The organism is Stenotrophomonas sp. 99219_Sma (assembly GCF_056480785.1).
The window spans coordinates 67,758-84,679 of sequence record NZ_CM151117.1 but is presented as its reverse complement, the minus strand read 5'-3'; the positions used below and the strand labels follow the sequence as shown (position 1 = coordinate 84,679).

Annotated in this window: 13 protein-coding genes; 7 read left to right on the top strand and 6 right to left on the bottom strand. The window is 68.5% G+C overall.

Annotation, left to right across the window (positions count from 1 at the left end; genetic code table 11):
* Positions 1-3: 3 nt before the first annotated feature.
* Both ACZK13_RS00355 and ACZK13_RS00350 read right to left on the bottom strand, forming a co-directional pair.
* On the bottom strand, positions 4-666 hold the full coding sequence (locus tag ACZK13_RS00355) for a hypothetical protein (protein WP_253143515.1): 663 nt from the start codon (positions 664-666) through the stop codon (positions 4-6).
* Between the two features lie 39 nt (positions 667-705).
* Positions 706-1,224: a hypothetical protein gene (locus ACZK13_RS00350; protein WP_253143514.1), complete on the bottom strand. Its 519-nt coding sequence runs from the start codon at positions 1,222-1,224 to the stop codon at positions 706-708.
* Between the two features lie 212 nt (positions 1,225-1,436).
* On the opposite strand from ACZK13_RS00350, the gene ACZK13_RS00345 reads away from it, so the two are divergent.
* From ACZK13_RS00345 to ACZK13_RS00335, 3 genes are all read left to right on the top strand, one after another.
* Positions 1,437-3,926 carry a DEAD/DEAH box helicase gene (locus tag ACZK13_RS00345; RefSeq protein ID WP_253143513.1) on the top strand — a complete coding sequence of 830 codons (2,490 nt, stop codon included), beginning with the start codon at positions 1,437-1,439 and terminating at the stop codon, positions 3,924-3,926.
* Positions 3,923-4,939, top strand: a complete 1,017-nt coding sequence (locus ACZK13_RS00340) for a ribonuclease H-like domain-containing protein (RefSeq protein WP_253143512.1) — start codon at positions 3,923-3,925, stop codon at positions 4,937-4,939. Before ACZK13_RS00345 ends, ACZK13_RS00340 begins: the two co-directional genes overlap by 4 nt.
* 66 nt (positions 4,940-5,005) lie before the next feature.
* Complete coding sequence (locus ACZK13_RS00335) at positions 5,006-5,320, top strand: I78 family peptidase inhibitor (protein WP_071228629.1); 315 nt, start codon at positions 5,006-5,008, stop codon at positions 5,318-5,320.
* Between the two features lie 67 nt (positions 5,321-5,387).
* Here ACZK13_RS00335 and ACZK13_RS00330 read toward each other — a convergent pair whose 3' ends face one another.
* Positions 5,388-7,382, bottom strand: coding sequence for a M56 family metallopeptidase (locus ACZK13_RS00330; protein WP_253143511.1), 1,995 nt, complete (start codon positions 7,380-7,382; stop codon positions 5,388-5,390).
* A 3-nt stretch (positions 7,383-7,385) separates the two neighbouring features.
* On the bottom strand, positions 7,386-7,772 hold the full coding sequence (locus tag ACZK13_RS00325) for a BlaI/MecI/CopY family transcriptional regulator (RefSeq protein ID WP_004133922.1): 387 nt from the start codon (positions 7,770-7,772) through the stop codon (positions 7,386-7,388).
* 190 nt (positions 7,773-7,962) lie between these two features.
* Here ACZK13_RS00325 and ACZK13_RS00320 point away from each other — a divergent pair, with 190 nt between their 5' ends.
* Positions 7,963-9,030: a serine hydrolase domain-containing protein gene (locus tag ACZK13_RS00320; RefSeq protein ID WP_180837750.1), complete on the top strand. Its 1,068-nt coding sequence runs from the start codon at positions 7,963-7,965 to the stop codon at positions 9,028-9,030.
* A 72-nt stretch (positions 9,031-9,102) separates the two neighbouring features.
* On the opposite strand, the gene ACZK13_RS00315 is transcribed toward ACZK13_RS00320, so the two are convergent.
* Entirely contained in the window at positions 9,103-10,209 is a 1,107-nt protein-coding gene (locus tag ACZK13_RS00315; RefSeq protein ID WP_253143510.1) for an SDR family oxidoreductase, read from the bottom strand.
* Positions 10,210-10,403: 194 nt separating this feature from the next.
* On the opposite strand from ACZK13_RS00315, the gene ACZK13_RS00310 reads away from it, so the two are divergent.
* A complete protein-coding gene (locus ACZK13_RS00310) occupies positions 10,404-10,706 on the top strand; it encodes a hypothetical protein (RefSeq protein WP_253143509.1) in 303 nt (100 codons plus the stop codon).
* On the opposite strand, the gene ACZK13_RS00305 is transcribed toward ACZK13_RS00310, so the two are convergent.
* Positions 10,684-11,739, bottom strand: a complete 1,056-nt coding sequence (locus tag ACZK13_RS00305) for a DNA topoisomerase IB (protein WP_253143508.1) — start codon at positions 11,737-11,739, stop codon at positions 10,684-10,686. The genes ACZK13_RS00310 and ACZK13_RS00305 overlap by 23 nt on opposite strands.
* Positions 11,740-11,850: 111 nt before the next feature.
* Between ACZK13_RS00305 and ACZK13_RS00300 the strand changes: the two genes are divergently transcribed.
* Positions 11,851-12,240 (top strand): I78 family peptidase inhibitor, encoded by a 390-nt coding sequence (locus ACZK13_RS00300; protein ID WP_004133799.1) that lies wholly within the window; start codon positions 11,851-11,853, stop codon positions 12,238-12,240.
* Between the two features lie 175 nt (positions 12,241-12,415).
* On the top strand, positions 12,416-16,870 hold the full coding sequence (gene gltB, locus ACZK13_RS00295) for a glutamate synthase large subunit (RefSeq protein WP_125893011.1): 4,455 nt from the start codon (positions 12,416-12,418) through the stop codon (positions 16,868-16,870).
* Positions 16,871-16,922 lie beyond the last annotated feature (52 nt).

The following is a 16,922-nucleotide window of genomic DNA, read 5'->3' as shown; positions in this document are numbered from 1 at the left end:
AGGTCAACGCGTGCCCGCACGCCGGTACACGCCGTTGAAGCGCACGTTCATGCCACCGCATTCGCTGTTGTCGGCCACGATCAGCACCTCCCCCAGCGAATGCACGCGCACCTTGCAGGTGTCCTCTACAAACTCGACATCGGCACCACGCGGCGCCGCGCGCGCTTCCACCTGGCCCATGTTCGGCCCGTAGGGACGCTGCTCCGGCGTGGGGTTGGCGGAGGGCCAGTAGGCGTCACCCTCCACATGCAGCTGCCCGCCCTGCACGGTGATGCGCAGGCCGTTGTCGCCGTCCTTCCAGTGGCCCGCCCAATCCTGCAGCGACGGCACGACCACCGGCAACGCCTGCAGCTTGCTGCGGTCCACCCAGCCAGCACTGCCACCCACCTTGTTCGGGAAGAACGCGCAGCGGTAGCGGCCAAGATCACGCCCGGTCACCACGGTATCGCCATTGACCACATAGCTGCGCTGTCGGCAGGCCGGTTCGCCCTTCGCCGGGCAGCCGTCCATGTCGCCAAGCAGGTACAGACGGGGCGCATCGACCACCCGCGCCAGAGCGAACCGGCTCTGTTCAGAGGGAAACGCGCCATTGCGGCAGGCGCCATCATCGGCGAAGGCGGACGCCGGCAGCAATGCGGCCAGCAGGCAGATCGAACGCAGGAACATGGCAGCACTAGCGGTGGGGAGCCGGCAGGATATACCGGCCTACTTCACCGGCGGTGCATCGCCGGCATCCTGCTCCTGGGAGAACCGCAGCGCACGCTGCTGCTGTTCGGCACTGAGCTCCGGCGGTGGCCGCGCCACGGCGGCCTGGATCTGCGCCGGTCCGCCGGTGAGTTTGTTGATCCCCTTGGCCGCCGCCATCACACCCTTGACCACGCCCATCATGATGTAGCCACCGCCCATGCTGACCTGCTCCGGCGACGGCGGTTCGCTCCAGTCGCGACTGAAGCGGTTGTCGCCGAACTTCACCGGGTTCTTGAAACGGTACAGGTCCAGCGGCTCGTCTTCGGGCTTGAGCGCACGCACTTCGCCGAGGGTGGTGACATTGTCCTGCGGCAGGGCGGTCGAGACCGGCGCGGTGGTTGCCGTCGGCGCATCTGCAGAAGGTTCGGGCGCCGGGTCGGGCACCGCTACCGGCGTGGCCTGCTGCGCCTGCGCGATACCGGCCAGCAGCATGCTGGCCAGGACGGCTCCCTGCGTTCCACGTCGTGCCACAGCCATCCACCCTGTTGGTTGCGTCCAGCACCCAAGGATACGGATGCCGGCTTCAGATTTCGTTGCTGCACTGGCAGCTGTTCAGCCAGGGGAGATGCGGCGACGCCACGGGACGCGAGCACTGAACGGTTCATGCCCTTGGTGTGCGGTGTCTCACATCCTGAGACGTGAGTGTGGTGCCATGTGACCCCTCGCAATCCGTCCCGGCTCCACTTTCCATGGCTTACGAACTCGCCAAGCGCACCGCCGATGCCGAGCAGAAGCTCGCCACCCGCGATGGCCTGCCCGCCCGCGACGGCGCACTGCTCAGCGCGCGCCTGCAGCGCCGCTACCAGGACCGCATCACCGGCAGCTTTGCCATTCCCGGCCGCGAAGGCCGCTATGCGCCCATTCCCGATTCGGTTCCGCCGGCCCTGGCTGCCGCCCTGAAGGCACGTGGCATCGAACAGCTCTACAGCCACCAGGCCGAGGCCTGGAACGCCAGCCAGCGCGGCGAGCACGTGGCCATCGTCACCCCCACCGCCAGCGGCAAGTCGCTGTGCTACACCCTGCCGGTGGTCAGCGCGGCGATGCAGGACAAGGCCAAGGCGCTGTACCTGTTCCCGACCAAGGCACTGGCCCAGGACCAGGTGGCCGAGCTGCTGGAACTCAACCGCGCCGGCGACCTCGGCGTAAAGGCCTTCACCTTCGATGGCGACACTCCCGGCGATGCGCGCCAGGCCATCCGCCTGCACGGCGACATCGTGGTGTCCAACCCGGACATGCTGCACCAGGCGATCCTCCCGCATCACACCAAGTGGGCGCAGTTCTTCGAGAACCTGCGCTACATCGTCATCGACGAAGTGCACACCTATCGTGGCGTGTTCGGCAGCCACGTCACCAACGTGCTGCGCCGGCTCAAGCGCATCTGCGCGTTCTACGGCGTGCAACCGCAGTTCATCCTGTGCTCGGCCACCATCGGCAACCCGCAGGCGCATGCCGAGGCGCTGATCGAGGCACCGGTCACCGCCATCACCGAATCCGGCGCGCCCAGCGGGCCCAAGCAGGTGCTGCTGTGGAACCCGCCGGTGATCAATCCGGACCTGGGCCTGCGCGCCTCGGCACGCTCGCAGAGCAACCGCATCGCGCGCATCGCGATCAAGTCCGGGCTGAAGACCCTGGTGTTCGCGCAGACCCGCTTGATGGTCGAGGTGCTGACCAAGTACCTGAAGGACATCTTCGACCACGACCCGCGCAAGCCGCCGCGCGTCCGCGCCTACCGTGGCGGCTACCTGCCCACCGAACGCCGCGAGACCGAGCGTGCGATGCGCGCGGGCAACATCGACGGCATCGTCAGCACCTCGGCGCTGGAGCTGGGCGTGGATATCGGCAGCCTGGACGTGGTCATCCTCAATGGCTACCCCGGCAGCGTGGCCGCCACCTGGCAGCGCTTCGGCCGTGCCGGCCGCCGTCAGCAGCCGGCGCTGGGGGTGATGGTGGCCAGTTCGCAGCCGCTGGACCAGTACGTGGTGCGGCATCCGGACTTCTTCGCCGAGGCCTCGCCCGAGCACGCGCGCATCGCGCCGGACCAGCCGCTGATCCTGTTCGACCACATCCGCTGCGCGGCTTTCGAGCTGCCGTTCCGGGTCGGCGATGGCTTCGGCCCGATCGACCCGGAAGTATTCCTGGAAGCGCTGGCTGAAACCGAGGTGATCCACCGCGAAGGCGAACGCTGGGAATGGATCGCCGACAGCTATCCGGCCAACGCAGTCAGCCTGCGCGCAGTGGCCGATGGCAACTTCGTGGTGGTCGATCGCAGCGATGGCCGCCAGCAGATCATCGCCGAGGTCGACTATTCCGCTGCCGCACTCACCCTGTATGAAGGTGCCATCCACATGGTGCAGTCCACGCCCTACCAGGTGGAGACGCTCGACTGGGACGGCCGCAAGGCCTATGTCACCCGCACGCATGTGGATTACTACACCGACAGCATCGACTTCACCAAGCTCAAGGTGCTGGACCGCTTCGACGGCGGCGTGGCCGGCCGGGGTGATTCGCATCATGGCGAGGTGCACGTGGTGCGCCGCGTGGCTGGCTACAAGAAGATCCGCTACTACACCCACGAGAACATCGGCTACGGCCCGGTGAACCTGCCCGACCAGGAACTGCACACCACTGCGGTGTGGTGGCAGCTACCGCAGGCACTGCTGCTGCGCGCCTTCGCCAGCAAGCAGGATGCGCTGGATGGCTTCCTCGGCGCCGCGTATGCGCTACACATCGTCGCCACCGTGGCGGTGATGGCCGATGCGCGCGACCTGCAGAAGTCGGTGGGCAACGGCGATGGTTCCTGGTTCGCGATCGCCGACCAGAGCGGCCGTGGCCAGCTGCGCGGCAGTGAAGGCGATCCCGGTGTGGTGGAGCTGCTGCAGGAGTTCGTGCCCACCGTGTATCTGTACGACAACTTCCCCGGCGGCGTCGGCCTGAGCGAACCGCTGTGGCAGCGCCAGGCCGAGCTGGTGCAGCGCGCGCGCGAACTGGTGCAGCGCTGCGACTGCAAGGCCGGCTGCCCGGCCTGCGTGGGCCCGGTACTGGCCGCGCAGGAAGAGGATGAAACCTCGCCGCGTGCGCTGGCACTGCGCGTGCTCGACCTGTTCGATGGCGAGGCCTGCCAGCACGTGCCCGACGTGGTGATGACCACGCGCGATCCGATGGAGCTGCTGGCCCCGTGAGCCTGAGCCTGGACAAGCTGCGCCTGCTGCGGAAGCAGGCCGGTGACCCGAAAGCAGTCACGCCGGTGGCGCCCGAGCCGCCAGCGACGGTCCCGGTAGCCGCCAACGATGCACAGCAGCCACCGGCCGAGCGTTCGGTGTTCGCCTGGGTCGAACAGGAAATCCGCCACAAGCCGACCGGTGCAGCGGCCTCCACACCGGCACCCGCACCGCTGCGTCGGCCGGAAGTGGGCAGCCTGCATCGCCTGCTCGGCCTGCGTTCGCGGGGTGGAGCCGCGCCGGCACGCGCCAGCGCGCAGGATCGCCAGCTGCCCGGCGAGGAAATCGCACCGGGCTTGTTCCTGATCGAGTCGCTGCAGCCACAGCCGATTCCGTCGCAGCCGCTGTCGCTGGATTTCGCCCGCCGCGAAGGCGAACACGTATCCTCGCGCGACCTGCTGTTCTTCGATACCGAAACCACCGGCCTGGCCGGCGGCACCGGCACCCGCGCCTTCATGATCGGTGCCGCCGACTGGCATGTGTGCCCGCAACGCGGCGAAGGCCTGCGCATCCGCCAATTGTTGATGGCGACGATGGCCGCCGAGGACGCGATGCTGGCCACCTTCGCCCGCTGGCTGCAGCCGTCCACCGTGTTCTGCAGCTACAACGGCCGCAGCTACGATGCGCCGCTGCTGAAGGCGCGCTACCGGTTGGCCCGCCAGCGTTGCCCGATCAGCGCGCTGGATCACGTCGACCTGCTCTATCCGACCCGTCGCCGCTATCGCGGCACGTGGGAGAACTGCAAGCTGTCCACCATCGAGCGCCAGCTGCTGCGCGTGGTGCGCGAGGACGACCTGCCCGGTTCTGAAGCGCCGGGCGCATGGCTGCGCTTCCTGCGCGGCGGCGACGCGGTGAACCTGCGCCGGGTGGCCGACCACAACCACCAGGACGTGGTGACCCTGGCCCTGCTGCTGCAGCGGCTGGTACGGGAAGAACAACGTGAGCGCGAAACCCTGGCGCTGGTCGGGCAGTAGGCGTTGACGCAGCCTGACGGTGGCAGCGGTGACACTGCCGCCACCATCCACGCCTGGAGACCGACGATGCGCCTCAGCCCCCTGGTCCTGCTCGCCATCCTGCCCTTGGCCGCCTGCAGTCACGCCGGCAGCAGCACCACCCACGATCCCGCGCCGGCGCCCGTGGCCGATACCGCGCACGAATGCAGGCCGGAGGCGCTGGAGGCCTTCACCGGCAAGACCGCCGACGAAGCCACGATCAAGAAACTGGTGGCTGACAGCGGCGCGCGCGGTGCACGGGTAGTCAAACCCGGCATGGCGGTGACCATGGACTTCCGCCAGGACCGCGTGACCGTGCAGGTGGATGCGCAGAACCGCATCGAGCGCGCCAGCTGCGGTTGATCGCCTCAGGGTAGTGCCGGCCGCTGGCCGGCACCCCACATTGCCGGCCAGCGGCCGGCACTACCGCTCAGAGGCGCTCGGCCTTGCCGCTGGCCAGTGCGCGCGCGATCACCTGCTGTGCCTGCTGCGATGCCTGCGCATGCACGCGTGCCTGACGCTCGCCCAACGCGGCCTGTTGGCTGCCCAGTGCCGCCTGTCGGCTGGCCAGTTCAGACTGCTGGCTGGCCAGGCGCTGCATGTCACGGGTGCGGCCAGATTGCGCGGCCTCGCTGCGGGCTTCCTGCATTGCACGACGTGCCTCAGCGGCGGCCTCGCGTGCAGCCTCACGTGCAACGGCCATATCGCTGGTCGCACCACGCGCCGCCTTCGCGGCTTCTGCGGCGGCCTCACGGTTGATGTCGTGGGCGGCCATCGCGCTGCGCGCTACCTCAGCGGCGGCCAGCGCAAGGCGGCGTGACTCCTCACCCTGCAGGCGGCCCATCTCACCCATCTGCCTGCCGAGTTCGCCCTGCTCGCGACCCAGCGCACTCTGCTGGCGGCCCAGTTCGCTCTGCTGGCGACCGAGGTCTGCGGCGCCGCTGTAGGCGCGCTGCAGGGTCTGGATCAGCATCGGGTCGCGCACCACATAGCGCTTGTCGCCCTGGCGGAACCACAGCGCCGGCCCCTTGCCGAGCTGCCTGCGGGCCACCGTTACATCGTCGATGCCGCCATTGGCGAAGGTCGAATCACCATCGACCAGCACGTAGGCCTGCGACGGCGACTTGCCGAGATCCAGGCGCCCGTAGGTGGTGATGGAGGTGGTGTGGGAAGTCGAATGTTTACTGTGCATGTCGGTATCCACGTCGACATCCACGTCGACCGCCACATCGGCATCGTCTGGGCCTGACAGCGCCTCGACATCGGCCGGCTCGGCAGGCGGCGCGGGCGCCACCGGCACGGCCGGAACGCGCGCGGCCGAAGGCGCTGCGGGCGGCGCGTTCGGAGCCTTCGGCGGCGGCGGCACCACGGCCTTCGGTGCGGCCGGCGGCGCGGGCGGTGCCGGTGGCACTGGCGCAGCGACCAGCCGCATCGGTGCCACGCCCACCAGCACCACGACGGCGGTCAGTGCCATCGCCAGAATGCGCGGGCAGGCCCGGCGCGGCTGCAGCGAGAGCAGGCGACGCTTGAGGCTGGTGGTGTTCGGCGCGGCGCTGGCCACGCCCAGGTGTGGCTGCGGTGCCACGCCAAGCTGCAACAGCAGGCGACCGTAGGCTTGACGGCTCGCGCCATGCTGGCCAACCACGGCCGCATCCACCGCTTCTTCGCGGGCCTGTGCGTATTCGCGCACCGACAGGCGCAACAGCGGGTGGAAGAAGAACAGGTGCTGGGCCAGTGCGGGCAGCAGGCCCCACTGCAGGTCACGCCGCTGCAGGTGTTGCAGTTCGTGAGTCAGTGCCAGGTCCAGCGCATCACCCTGCAGGGCGTTGTCGCCGGCCGGCAGCAGCAGCACCGGGCGGAACGGCCCGACCAGCTGCGGTGCGTCCACCTGCGTGCTCATCCACAACCGCGGCGCAGGACGCACGCCGTGCGCATCGGAGGCCAGTTGCAGGGCCTGCACCAGCGCTTCGTCCTCGCAGGGATAGGCGGCGGCCAGCAGCGCGCGGCAGCGGCGCCATTCACCAAAGGTGCGCAGGGCCATCAGCAGCACACCGGATGCCCACAGCGCAGCCAGTGCAACGGCCCACCACGCAACTGCCGGCACGTCCGCTGCAGGCACCGGCATCGCCGCCAGCAGCTGCGCCGAGGCTTCCGGTGCCAGCGGGTAGACCAGATCTGCGGCAACGTCGGTGGCGGTCATCGCCACCGCCTGCGGTGCGGGCAACCAGGCCAGCTGCAGCGGCTGGCTCCAGAACAGGCCGAGCACGGCCTGCAGCGACACCAGCCACCACAGGCGGCAGCGGGTGGCCGCCGACAGCGACGGCAGCGCGCGGCACACGCCGTACACCAGGGCCACCAGCAGCACGGTCTGCAGGCTGGTCCAGCCCAGCCGTTCCAACAACGGGATCAGCATCGTGGTGTCCATGGCTCAGCCCTCGTGGCGGCGCGATTGGAGTTCGGCGACCAGCGCTTCCAGCTCGGCCAGCTCGTTGTCGCTGACCTGCTGGCGCTGCGACAGGTAGGCCACGAACGGCGACACCGAGCCCTGCAGGGTGTTGTCGACGAACTGGGCCACTGCACCCTGCAGCACGCTTTCCGGGCCACGCGTGGCCTGGTAGCGGTAGACGCCGTCCTGCTGCTGGCGACGAAGATACCCCTTCGCCCGCAGCCGCTCCATCATCGTCAGCACGGTGGACCGGGCCAGGCCACGGGCCTCGCCGTAGCCACTGGCGACCTCGCCGACGCTGGCCGGCGCATGTTCATCGATGTACTGCAGCAGGGCCAGTTCCTGGTCCCCGATCGTCTTGCCACGCATGACACCACTCCCTTGACTACACGTGTCGCCACTGTCTGCGTGACGACAACTGTAGTCAACCCCCCGGAAGTCATGGGCCGACGAACGGTAGGCACACCTCGCGCTTAAACCTTTGACGCGCCCGCTGCATCCGATCCTCGACGCCCCGCCGGAATCCCGCATGTTCCGCCCAATGCTTCGAGTCGTGCTCATGCTCATCACTGCCCTGCCCTTCGCCGCCATCTCCGCCAGCCAGGACCAGGCCAACGACCAGACCCGCCGGCTGATCCGCCAGATCATGCTGGAGCAGCGCATTCCCGGGCTGCAGGTCGCGGTGATCAAAGACGGGCAGATCGTGTTATCCGAGGCCTACGGCCTGGCCAATGTCGAGAACGGTGTGCTCGCCTCGCGCGACACCCGCTTTCCGCTCAATTCGGCCACCAAGGCGTTCACCGGCGTGGCTGCCGCTCAGCTGGCCCAGCAGGGGCAGCTGGATCTGGACGCGCCGGCCTCGCGTTACCTGGATGATCTTCCGGCAGCGTGGAGAGACGTACGCGTACGCCAGTTGCTTGCGCATACCTCAGGCCTTCCGGACATCCTTGATGCGAACGGGCTGTTGGGCGGTGGCTCCGAAGCGCAGGCGTGGACAGCCGTCACTGCGCGGCCGGTCGAAGCCGCACCCGGGCAGCGCTTCGCCTACAACCAGACCAACTACGTACTGCTGGCACGGATCATCGCGCAGCAATCCGGCATGCCCTACGAACGTTTCCTCGCCACCGGCCAGTTCAGCAGCGCGCGCATGGCCCGCACCACCTTCGGCGACAGCTACGACCTAATTCCGGATGCGGCGACGATGTACAGCTTGGCCCCGCGTGCCACCGACGCTGCGGATGCACCGTCCCGCCTGTCGCACTGGTTCTACGACATGCCGCCTTCACTGTGGGCCGGTGGTGGCATCCTCACCACCGCCGACGACACCGCGCGCTGGCTGGTCGCGTTGACCGACGGGCGCCTGCTTCAGGATGCAGCTCGGAAGAGGATGTGGACCGCAGAGCGCCTCACCGATGGCCGTGCCGGCCCATGGGCGGGCGGCTGGCCGGTGCTGCGCACATCGCCCGACCTGCAGGTGGCCGGTATCGGCGGTGCGCGCTCGGCCTTCGTGGTCTATCCCGACCGCGACGTCGCGGTGGTGGTGCTGACCAATCTGGTCGGTGCCAATCCACAGCAGTTCATTCCGCGCATTGCCGATCTTTATGCGCCTGCGGTGACCGTGCCCTGAGGCTGCCGGCCAGCGGCCGGCACTACCGGAGCATCGGCCGCGCCGACGGCCATTTCCGGCAGAATCGGTGCGTCAGCCGTGCGGCCCGCCCATCACCGGCAGGATCACCCCGCTGATGTAGCTGGCACAGACCGGCGAGGCCAGGAATACATAGGCCGGCGACAGTTCTTCAGGCTGTGCGGGCCGCCCCATGTCGCTGTCCTTGCCGAACTCCGCAACATCTTCGGCCTGCTTGTCGGCGGGGTTCAACGGCGTCCACACCGGCCCCGGCGCCACGCAGTTGACCCGGATGCCACGTGGCAGCAGCTGGCTGGCCAGCGCCTTGGTGAACGCATGGATCGCGCCCTTGGTGGCCGAGTAGTCGATCAGCGCCTTGCTGCCGAAGATTCCCGTTTCCGATCCTGTGTTGATGATGCTGGCACCCTCGCCCAAGTGCGGCAGCACCGCGCGCGCCATCTGGATGTAACCGCCGATGTTGGTCTGCAGGGTTTCCTGCAAATGCGCGTCTTCCAGGTCTTCCAGCCGCTCGCAATGCAGCTGGAACGCGGCGTTGTTGACCAGGATGTCGATGCCGCCGAACGCCTTGGCCACCTGCTTGACCGCCTTGTTGCAGAAGCGCGGATCGCGCACGTCGCCGGCGATCACCACGCAGCGGCCGCCTTCGCGCTCCACGTGCTGGCGGGTGATGTCCGCGTCCTCAGCCTCGTCCAGGTGCAGTACCGCCACATCGGCGCCTTCGCGTGCGAACAGCACCGCCACTGCACGGCCAATGCCGGAATCGCCACCGGTGACGATCGCACGCATGCCCTGCAGCTTGCCGCTGCCGGTGTAGTCCGGTGCAAGGAAACGCGGCGCCAGCTCCAGTTCGTGTTCATGCCCTGGCTTGGCCAGCTGCTGCGCCGGCATCGCCTCCGGCTGACGGCGTGCACCTGCCTGGGTCGCGGTCTTCTTTGTTGCCTTCTTTGCCGCGCGCACATCCTTGGCCTTTTCCTGGTCCTGCAGGCGCCGCTGCCGGGCCGCGACGCGCGCTGCCCGCGGATCGCCGGCAGCCGCCTTGCGGGTTGCGGTCTTCACCACGCGCGTGCGATCGGGGTCGGCGACGGTATTGGTTGCGGTGCTGCCTTTGCGCACCTTCGGCGATGCCTTGCGGCGGGCGGGGGTCTTCTTGGCGGTGGCCATGCAGGTCTCCTCGGGGGGAATGGGGTTGCCGGCCAGCGGCCGGCACTACCCCGGGCGGCATCCGCCGCGCCTGCAGTGTCTCCACCTATGCTGTTGGCGGCAGTGAGCGCACCGTGTCCACGATGTGCACGGCATTCATTCCGCCACCACGTCTGACGTCGCACCCTGCACGCAATCAAACAAGGAACGCCTCCATGAAACTTGCCATCGCCGCCGCCTGCTTTGCCCTTGCCGCCTGCAGCAGCACGCCAATGGCGCAGGTGCAGCCGATCGACGGCGTCATTTCCGGGCAGTGCCACAGCGACATGGTGCGCGGCGCACTCGGCCTGGCCGCTTCGGACGCCACCGTGGCCCGCGCACGCGTGGACAGCGACAGCCTGCACGTGCGGGTGCTGCGCCACGACGGCCCGCGGGTGCCCCCGGCGCACGAAGGCGGCGACCGCCTGACCATCGAAAAGGGCCGCACCAACAACATCACCGCAATCTACTGCGGCTGAACCTGCGCGCCCTGCGCAGCACGCGCAGGGTGGCCTGTTCCCACTGGCGCGGCCCGCGCAGGCCGGCCAGCGTGGCCAGTTCGCCGCGTTCCCAGCCGGCGAACACGCACGGGTCGATGTAGGCCTTGCGGCACACCGCCGGAGTGTTGCCCAGCAGCGATGCCACTTCGCACACCACCGCGCGCTGCGCCTGGGCCAGCGCGCGCTGGCTGGCCGGTTCCGGCAGCTCGGTGGCCGCGAACGCCTGCACCGCCGCCACGGTACCGCCCCAGGTGCGGAAATCCTTGGCAGTGAAGTCCTCACCCATCACTTCACGCAGGTAGTCGTTCACCGCGCCGGAATCCACCGGCTGCGGCGTGCCGTCTTCATCGCGATACTGGAACAGCGCCTGTCCCGGCAGCTGCTGCAGACGCCTCACCAGCAGTCCCAGCCTGCGGTCGCCCACGGTCACCTCCTGCAGCTGCCCGGACTTGCCGCGGAAGCGCATGCGCACCCGGCCGCCGCGCAGCAGTTCCAGATGGCGGTTGCGCAGTGTGGTCAGTCCGAACGAACGGTTCTGTTGTGCATAGGTTTCATTGCCGACCCGCACCAGGGTGTCGGCCAGCAGCGCCACCACCATGGCCAGCACCTTTTCCTGCGGAAACCCAGGTCGCTTGAGATCCCGCGACAACCGCCGCCGCAGCGTAGGCAAGGCCTCGCCAAAGGCGATGATGCGGTCGAACTTGCCGGCGTCGCGCTCCCTGGCCCAGTCGGCGTGGTAGCGGTACTGCTTGCGTCCGCGTGCATCGCGGCCGGTGGCCTGCAGGTGGCCGTTGGCGTGGGCGCAGATCCATACGGCGGTATACGCCGGCGGAATCGCCAGCGCCCGGATGCGTTGCAGGGTGGTGGCGTCGCGTATCGCGTGACCATCGGCATCGCGGTAGCTGAAACCCTTGCCGGCGCGGCGCCGGCTGATGCCCGGCTGGGTGTCATCGACATAGCGCAGGCCGGCCGCGCGCGCGGCCTGTCGTTCAGGAGTAGAGGGGGTTGCCATGTCGGTAGTGTCGCCGTCGCCATGCCGCGATCCTGTCGATAACACAAGACAAACACGTGAGGGCCGGTTCGCCGCTATGCTCGGGTCTTCACAACCCCTTCCGGAGTCATGATGTCGTTCCCGATTCGCGCCCGTTCGCTCTCCGCCCTGTTGCTGCCGGCCGTGCTGGCGCTGACCGCCTGCCAGGCACCGGCGCTGGATGAACAGGATTCGGCCACGGCCCACGCCCAGCAGGCCGCCGAAGCCGCCAAGGCGCCGGCCGACGAAGCCGGCAAGGCCACCGAGGCTCCGCCGGTCGGCACCTGCGATGCCAGCCAGGTGCAGAGCCTGGTCGGCCAGACCTACACCGACGCGCTGGGCAAGCAGGCGCAGGAAGATGCCGGCGCCAACCAGGTGCGCGTGCTCAAGCCCAACGACGTGGCCACGATGGAGTTCCTCGGCGACCGCCTGAACATCGAAGTGGACGCCAAGGGCGCCGTCAGCGGCGCGCGCTGCGGCTGAGTCCGGCCCCGCGCCGGCACTGGGTTGCCGGCGCGTTCTGTTGCACCTGCAACCGTGTATTGCGGCGTTGCAGCAACCTGTGATCTAGTCGAGGCATCCGGTGGCCTCACGATGCGCTCCAGGGATTGAGCGGGCTTGAGTGTCCCCGTTCAATTCATTCCGCATCGAGGTAGAGATGGCCCCCCGCAACCGCCAAGGGCTTTACGACCCGCGCTCCGAGCGCGATGCCTGTGGATTTGGCATGGTCGCCCAGCTCGACGATCAACCATCGCGCCTGTTGGTTGATACCGCCATCGCCGCGCTTTCGCGCATGACCCATCGTGGCGGTGTCGCCGCCGATGGCCTGACCGGCGATGGCTGCGGCCTGCTGCTGCGCCGCCCCGATGCGTTCCTGAAACTGCTGGCCAGCGAAGCCGGCATCGCGGTCGCTGCGCGTTTCGCCGCCGGCCTGGTGTTCCTGCCGCACGACGCCGACGCGGCGCAGGCCTGCCGCGCGCAGCTGCAGGCGCAGGTGGAAGCGGTCGGCTGCAAGGTCGCCGGCTGGCGCGAGGTGCCCACCGATGACAGCGTCTGCGGCCAGCTGGCGCGCGACACGCTGCCGCGCATCGAGCAGGTGTTCGTCGACGCCGGCATCGGCCAGGACGATGCCGGCTTCGCGCTGGCGCTGTTCCTGGCCCGTCGCCGCAGCGAACAGCAGCTGCGCGAACACGCCGACTTCTACGTCACCACCCTCACCCCGGATGCGATCAGCTACAAGGGCATGGTGCTGCCGGACAAGCTCAGCCGTTTCTTCCCGGACCTGCAGCGCCGCGAGCTGGCCTCCAGCGCGATCGTGTTCCACCAGCGCTTCTCCACCAACACACTGCCGCGCTGGCCGCTGGCGCACCCGTTCCGCATGCTCGCCCACAACGGCGAGATCAACACCATCGAAGGCAACCGGCGCTGGGCCCAGGCGCGCAGCAAGGTGTGGAAGACGCCGCGCTTCGACATCGGTGAATTCGACCCGGTCATCTCCATGCACGGCTCTGACTCGCAGAGCCTGGACAACATGCTGGAGCTGATGGTGGCCGGTGGTATGGAGCTGATCCAGGCGCTGCGCATCCTGGTGCCGCCGGCCACCCAGTCGCTGGAATTCAAGGATCCGGACCTGGCCGCCTTCTACGAGTTCCATGGGCTCAACAGCGAACCGTGGGATGGCCCGGCCGGCATCGTCGCCTGCGACAGCCGCTATGCGGTGTGCACCTTGGACCGCAACGGCCTGCGTCCGGCGCGCTGGATGCTGACCGCCGACCGCCACTTCCTGGTCGCCTCCGAAGCGGGTGTGTGGGAAGTGCCGACCGAGCGCGTGGTGCGCAAGGGCAAGCTCGGCCCCGGCGAAATGGTGGCCATCGATCTCAAGCGCGGTGACCTGCTCGACTCCGATGCGGTGGATCGCATCAACCGCGGTCGCGCGCCGTACAAGCAATGGCTGCAGCAGGGCGTGACCTACCTGCAGACCGAACTGATCGACCCGTCGCTGGTGGAGGAACCCTTCGACGAAGGCACCCTGCGCAGCTACCACAAGCTCTACCAGCTCAGCAGAGAGGAAGTGGAACAGGTGCTGCGGCCGCTGGCCGAGACCGAACAGGAAGCCACCGGCTCGATGGGCGACGACACGCCGATGGCGGTGCTGAGCCAGCGCAGCCGTCCACTGTACGACTATTTCCGCCAGGCCTTCGCGCAGGTCACCAACCCGCCGATCGACCCGCTGCGCGAAGACTGCGCGATGTCGCTGTCCACCCAGCTCGGCAAGGAGACCAACATCTTCCATGCCGGTCCGGAGACGGTGAACCACGTCATCCTCAACTCGCCGGTACTGAGCCAGCGCAAGCTGCGCCAGCTGCTGAAGATGGACCAGTACGTGCAGGCCAACCGCCTGCTGGACCTGTCCTACAGCGAAGACGAGGGCCTGCGCGCCGGCATCGAGCGTATCTGTGCCGAGGCCGAACAGGCCGCGCGCGACGGCATGGTGATGCTGCTGCTGTCTGACCGCTACCCGGTGGCCGGGCGGCCGATGGTGCATGCGCTGCTGGCCACCAGCGCCATCCACCATCACCTCTCGCGGCTGGGCCTGCGCTGCGACGTGAATCTCATCGTCGAGACCGGCACCGCGCGCGACCCGCACCACATGGCCTGCCTGCTGGGCTTCGGCGCTACCGCGGTGTATCCGTACCTGGCCTATCAGACCCTGTTCGACCTGGGCCGACGCGGTATCCTCAAGCTCAGCAAGGGCGGTGAGCAGTCGCAGATCGGCCGCCGCTACCGCAAGGGCGTGTACAAGGGCCTGTCGAAGATCATCTCGAAGATGGGCATCTGTACCGTGGCCAGCTACCGCGGCGCGCAGCTGTTCGAGATCATCGGCCTGGAACCGGAAGTCGTGGACCTGTGCTTCCCGGATACCGCTTCGCGCATCGGTGGTGCCGGTTTCGCGCGCCTGGATGCCGACGCACGCGAGCTGTGCGCGCAGGCCTGGGACGCGCAGCAGGATGTGGATGTCGGCGGCCTGCTGAAGTACGTGCACGGCGGCGAGTACCACATGTACAACCCGGACGTGGTGACCACCCTGCAGCGCGCGGCGCGCAGCGGCGATCCGCGTGCCTGGCAGCAGTACTGCGATACCGTGCACGCGCGTCCGCCGTCGGCACTGCGCGACCTGCTGGAACTGGTGCCGGCCGCTGCGCCGACACCACTCGATGACGTGGCACCGGCCAGCGAGCTGTTCCCGCGCTTCGATACCGCGGCGATCAGCCTGGGTGCACTGTCCCCTGAGGCACACGAGGCGCTGGCGATTGCGATGAATCGCCTCGGTGGTCGCAGCAACTCCGGCGAAGGCGGTGAGGATCCCGCCCGCTATGGCACCGCCAAGCGCAGCAAGATCAAGCAGGTGGCCTCGGGCCGCTTCGGCGTCACCGCCGAATACCTGGTCAATGCCGAGGTGCTGCAGATCAAGGTCGCGCAGGGTGCCAAGCCCGGCGAAGGCGGCCAGCTGCCCGGCCACAAGGTCAACGAACTGATCGCGCGGCTGCGCTATGCGCGCCCGGGCATCGGCCTGATTTCGCCGCCGCCGCACCACGACATCTATTCGATCGAGGACCTGGCGCAGCTGATCTACGACCTCAAGCAGGTCAACCCGACCGCGCTGGTGTCGGTGAAGCTGGTCAGCCATGCCGGCGTCGGCACGATTGCCGCGGGCGTGGTCAAGGCCGGTGCGGACCTGATCACCATCTCCGGCCATGACGGCGGCACCGGCGCCTCGCCGGTCAGCTCGATCCGTTATGCCGGCGTACCGTGGGAACTGGGCGTGGCCGAAGCGCACCAGGCGCTGCTGGCCAACGACCTGCGCGGGCGCACCCTGCTGCAGACCGACGGCGGCCTGAAGACCGGCCTGGACGTGGTCAAGGCCGCGCTGCTGGGCGCGGACAGCTTCGGCTTCGGCACCGCACCGATGATCGTACTGGGCTGCAAGTACCTGCGCATCTGCCACCTCAACAACTGCGCCACCGGCGTGGCCACCCAGGACGAGCGCCTGCGCGAGAACCACTTCACCGGCCAGCCCGAGCGCGTGGAGAACTTCTTCCGCCTGCTGGCCGAGGAAGTGCGTGGCTGGCTGTCCTACCTGGGCGCACGTTCGCTGGAAGAAATCGTGGGCCGCACCGACCTGCTGCGGCAGATCGAGGCGGCGCCGCGCGACGGCGTGCGCGTGGACCTGTCACGCCTGCTGGCCGATGCCCGCTACGAGGGCAGTCACTGTGCCGCGCAGCGCCTGTACGAATCGCCGGACAGCCTGGCCACGCAGATGGACGGCCTGCTGGCCCCGGCCATCGAACACAAGCGCGGTGGCGAACACCGCTTCCTGATCCACAACACCGACCGCAGCATCGGCACCCGCCTGGCCGGTGCGGTGGCACGCGCACACGGTAACCAGGGCATGGCCGAGGCGCCGCTGGAACTGCGTTTCCGCGGCAGTGCCGGGCAGAGCTTCGGCGCGTTCAACGTCGGCGGCCTGCACCTGGAAGTGGAAGGCGAAGCCAACGACTACGTCGGCAAGGGCATGGCCGGCGGCCGCCTGGTAGTGCGTCCGCCGCGCGGCGCGCGCTTCGAGGCACGCAGCACCGCCATCATCGGCAACACTTGCCTGTACGGTGCCACCGGTGGCGAGTTGTTCGCTGCCGGTCGTGCCGGCGAGCGTTTTGCGGTGCGCAATTCCGGCGCGCTGGCGGTGGTCGAAGGTGCCGGTGACCACTGCTGCGAGTACATGACTGATGGCGTGGTGCTGGTGCTGGGCAAGGTCGGCCTGAACTTCGGTGCGGGTTTCACCGGCGGGCTGGCCTACGTGCTGGATGTCGACCGCGATTTCGTCGACCGCTACAACCACGAGCTGATCGACATCCATCGCGTCTCCGCCGAAGGCTTCGAGAACTACCGCCAGCACCTGCACCGCCTGATCGGCCGCCATCGCGAGCTGACCGGCAGCATCTGGGCGCAGCAGATCCTGGACGAGTTCCGCGATTACATCGGCAAGTTCTGGCTGGTCAAACCGAAGGCCGCCAGCATCGAGTCGCTGACCGAAACCCTGCGACGCGCCGCCTAACGGCAGTGCCGGCCGCTGGCCGGCAACCCAGGATCACGTAGTGCCGGCCGCT

Bases quoted from the DNA above. Each gene is read 5' to 3' on its own strand.
- ACZK13_RS00355 (WP_253143515.1), bottom strand. From the start codon at position 666: ATGTTCCTGCGTTCGATCTGCCTGCTGGCCGCATTGCTGCCGGCGTCC.
- ACZK13_RS00350 (WP_253143514.1), bottom strand. From the start codon at position 1,224: ATGGCTGTGGCACGACGTGGAACGCAGGGAGCCGTCCTGGCCAGCATG.
- ACZK13_RS00345 (WP_253143513.1), top strand. From the start codon at position 1,437: ATGGCTTACGAACTCGCCAAGCGCACCGCCGATGCCGAGCAGAAGCTC.
- ACZK13_RS00335 (WP_071228629.1), top strand. From the start codon at position 5,006: ATGCGCCTCAGCCCCCTGGTCCTGCTCGCCATCCTGCCCTTGGCCGCC.
- ACZK13_RS00330 (WP_253143511.1), bottom strand. From the start codon at position 7,382: ATGGACACCACGATGCTGATCCCGTTGTTGGAACGGCTGGGCTGGACC.
- ACZK13_RS00325 (WP_004133922.1), bottom strand. From the start codon at position 7,772: ATGCGTGGCAAGACGATCGGGGACCAGGAACTGGCCCTGCTGCAGTAC.
- ACZK13_RS00320 (WP_180837750.1), top strand. From the start codon at position 7,963: ATGCTCATCACTGCCCTGCCCTTCGCCGCCATCTCCGCCAGCCAGGAC.
- ACZK13_RS00315 (WP_253143510.1), bottom strand. From the start codon at position 10,209: ATGGCCACCGCCAAGAAGACCCCCGCCCGCCGCAAGGCATCGCCGAAG.
- ACZK13_RS00310 (WP_253143509.1), top strand. From the start codon at position 10,404: ATGAAACTTGCCATCGCCGCCGCCTGCTTTGCCCTTGCCGCCTGCAGC.
- ACZK13_RS00305 (WP_253143508.1), bottom strand. From the start codon at position 11,739: ATGGCAACCCCCTCTACTCCTGAACGACAGGCCGCGCGCGCGGCCGGC.
- ACZK13_RS00300 (WP_004133799.1), top strand. From the start codon at position 11,851: ATGTCGTTCCCGATTCGCGCCCGTTCGCTCTCCGCCCTGTTGCTGCCG.
- gltB (WP_125893011.1), top strand. From the start codon at position 12,416: ATGGCCCCCCGCAACCGCCAAGGGCTTTACGACCCGCGCTCCGAGCGC.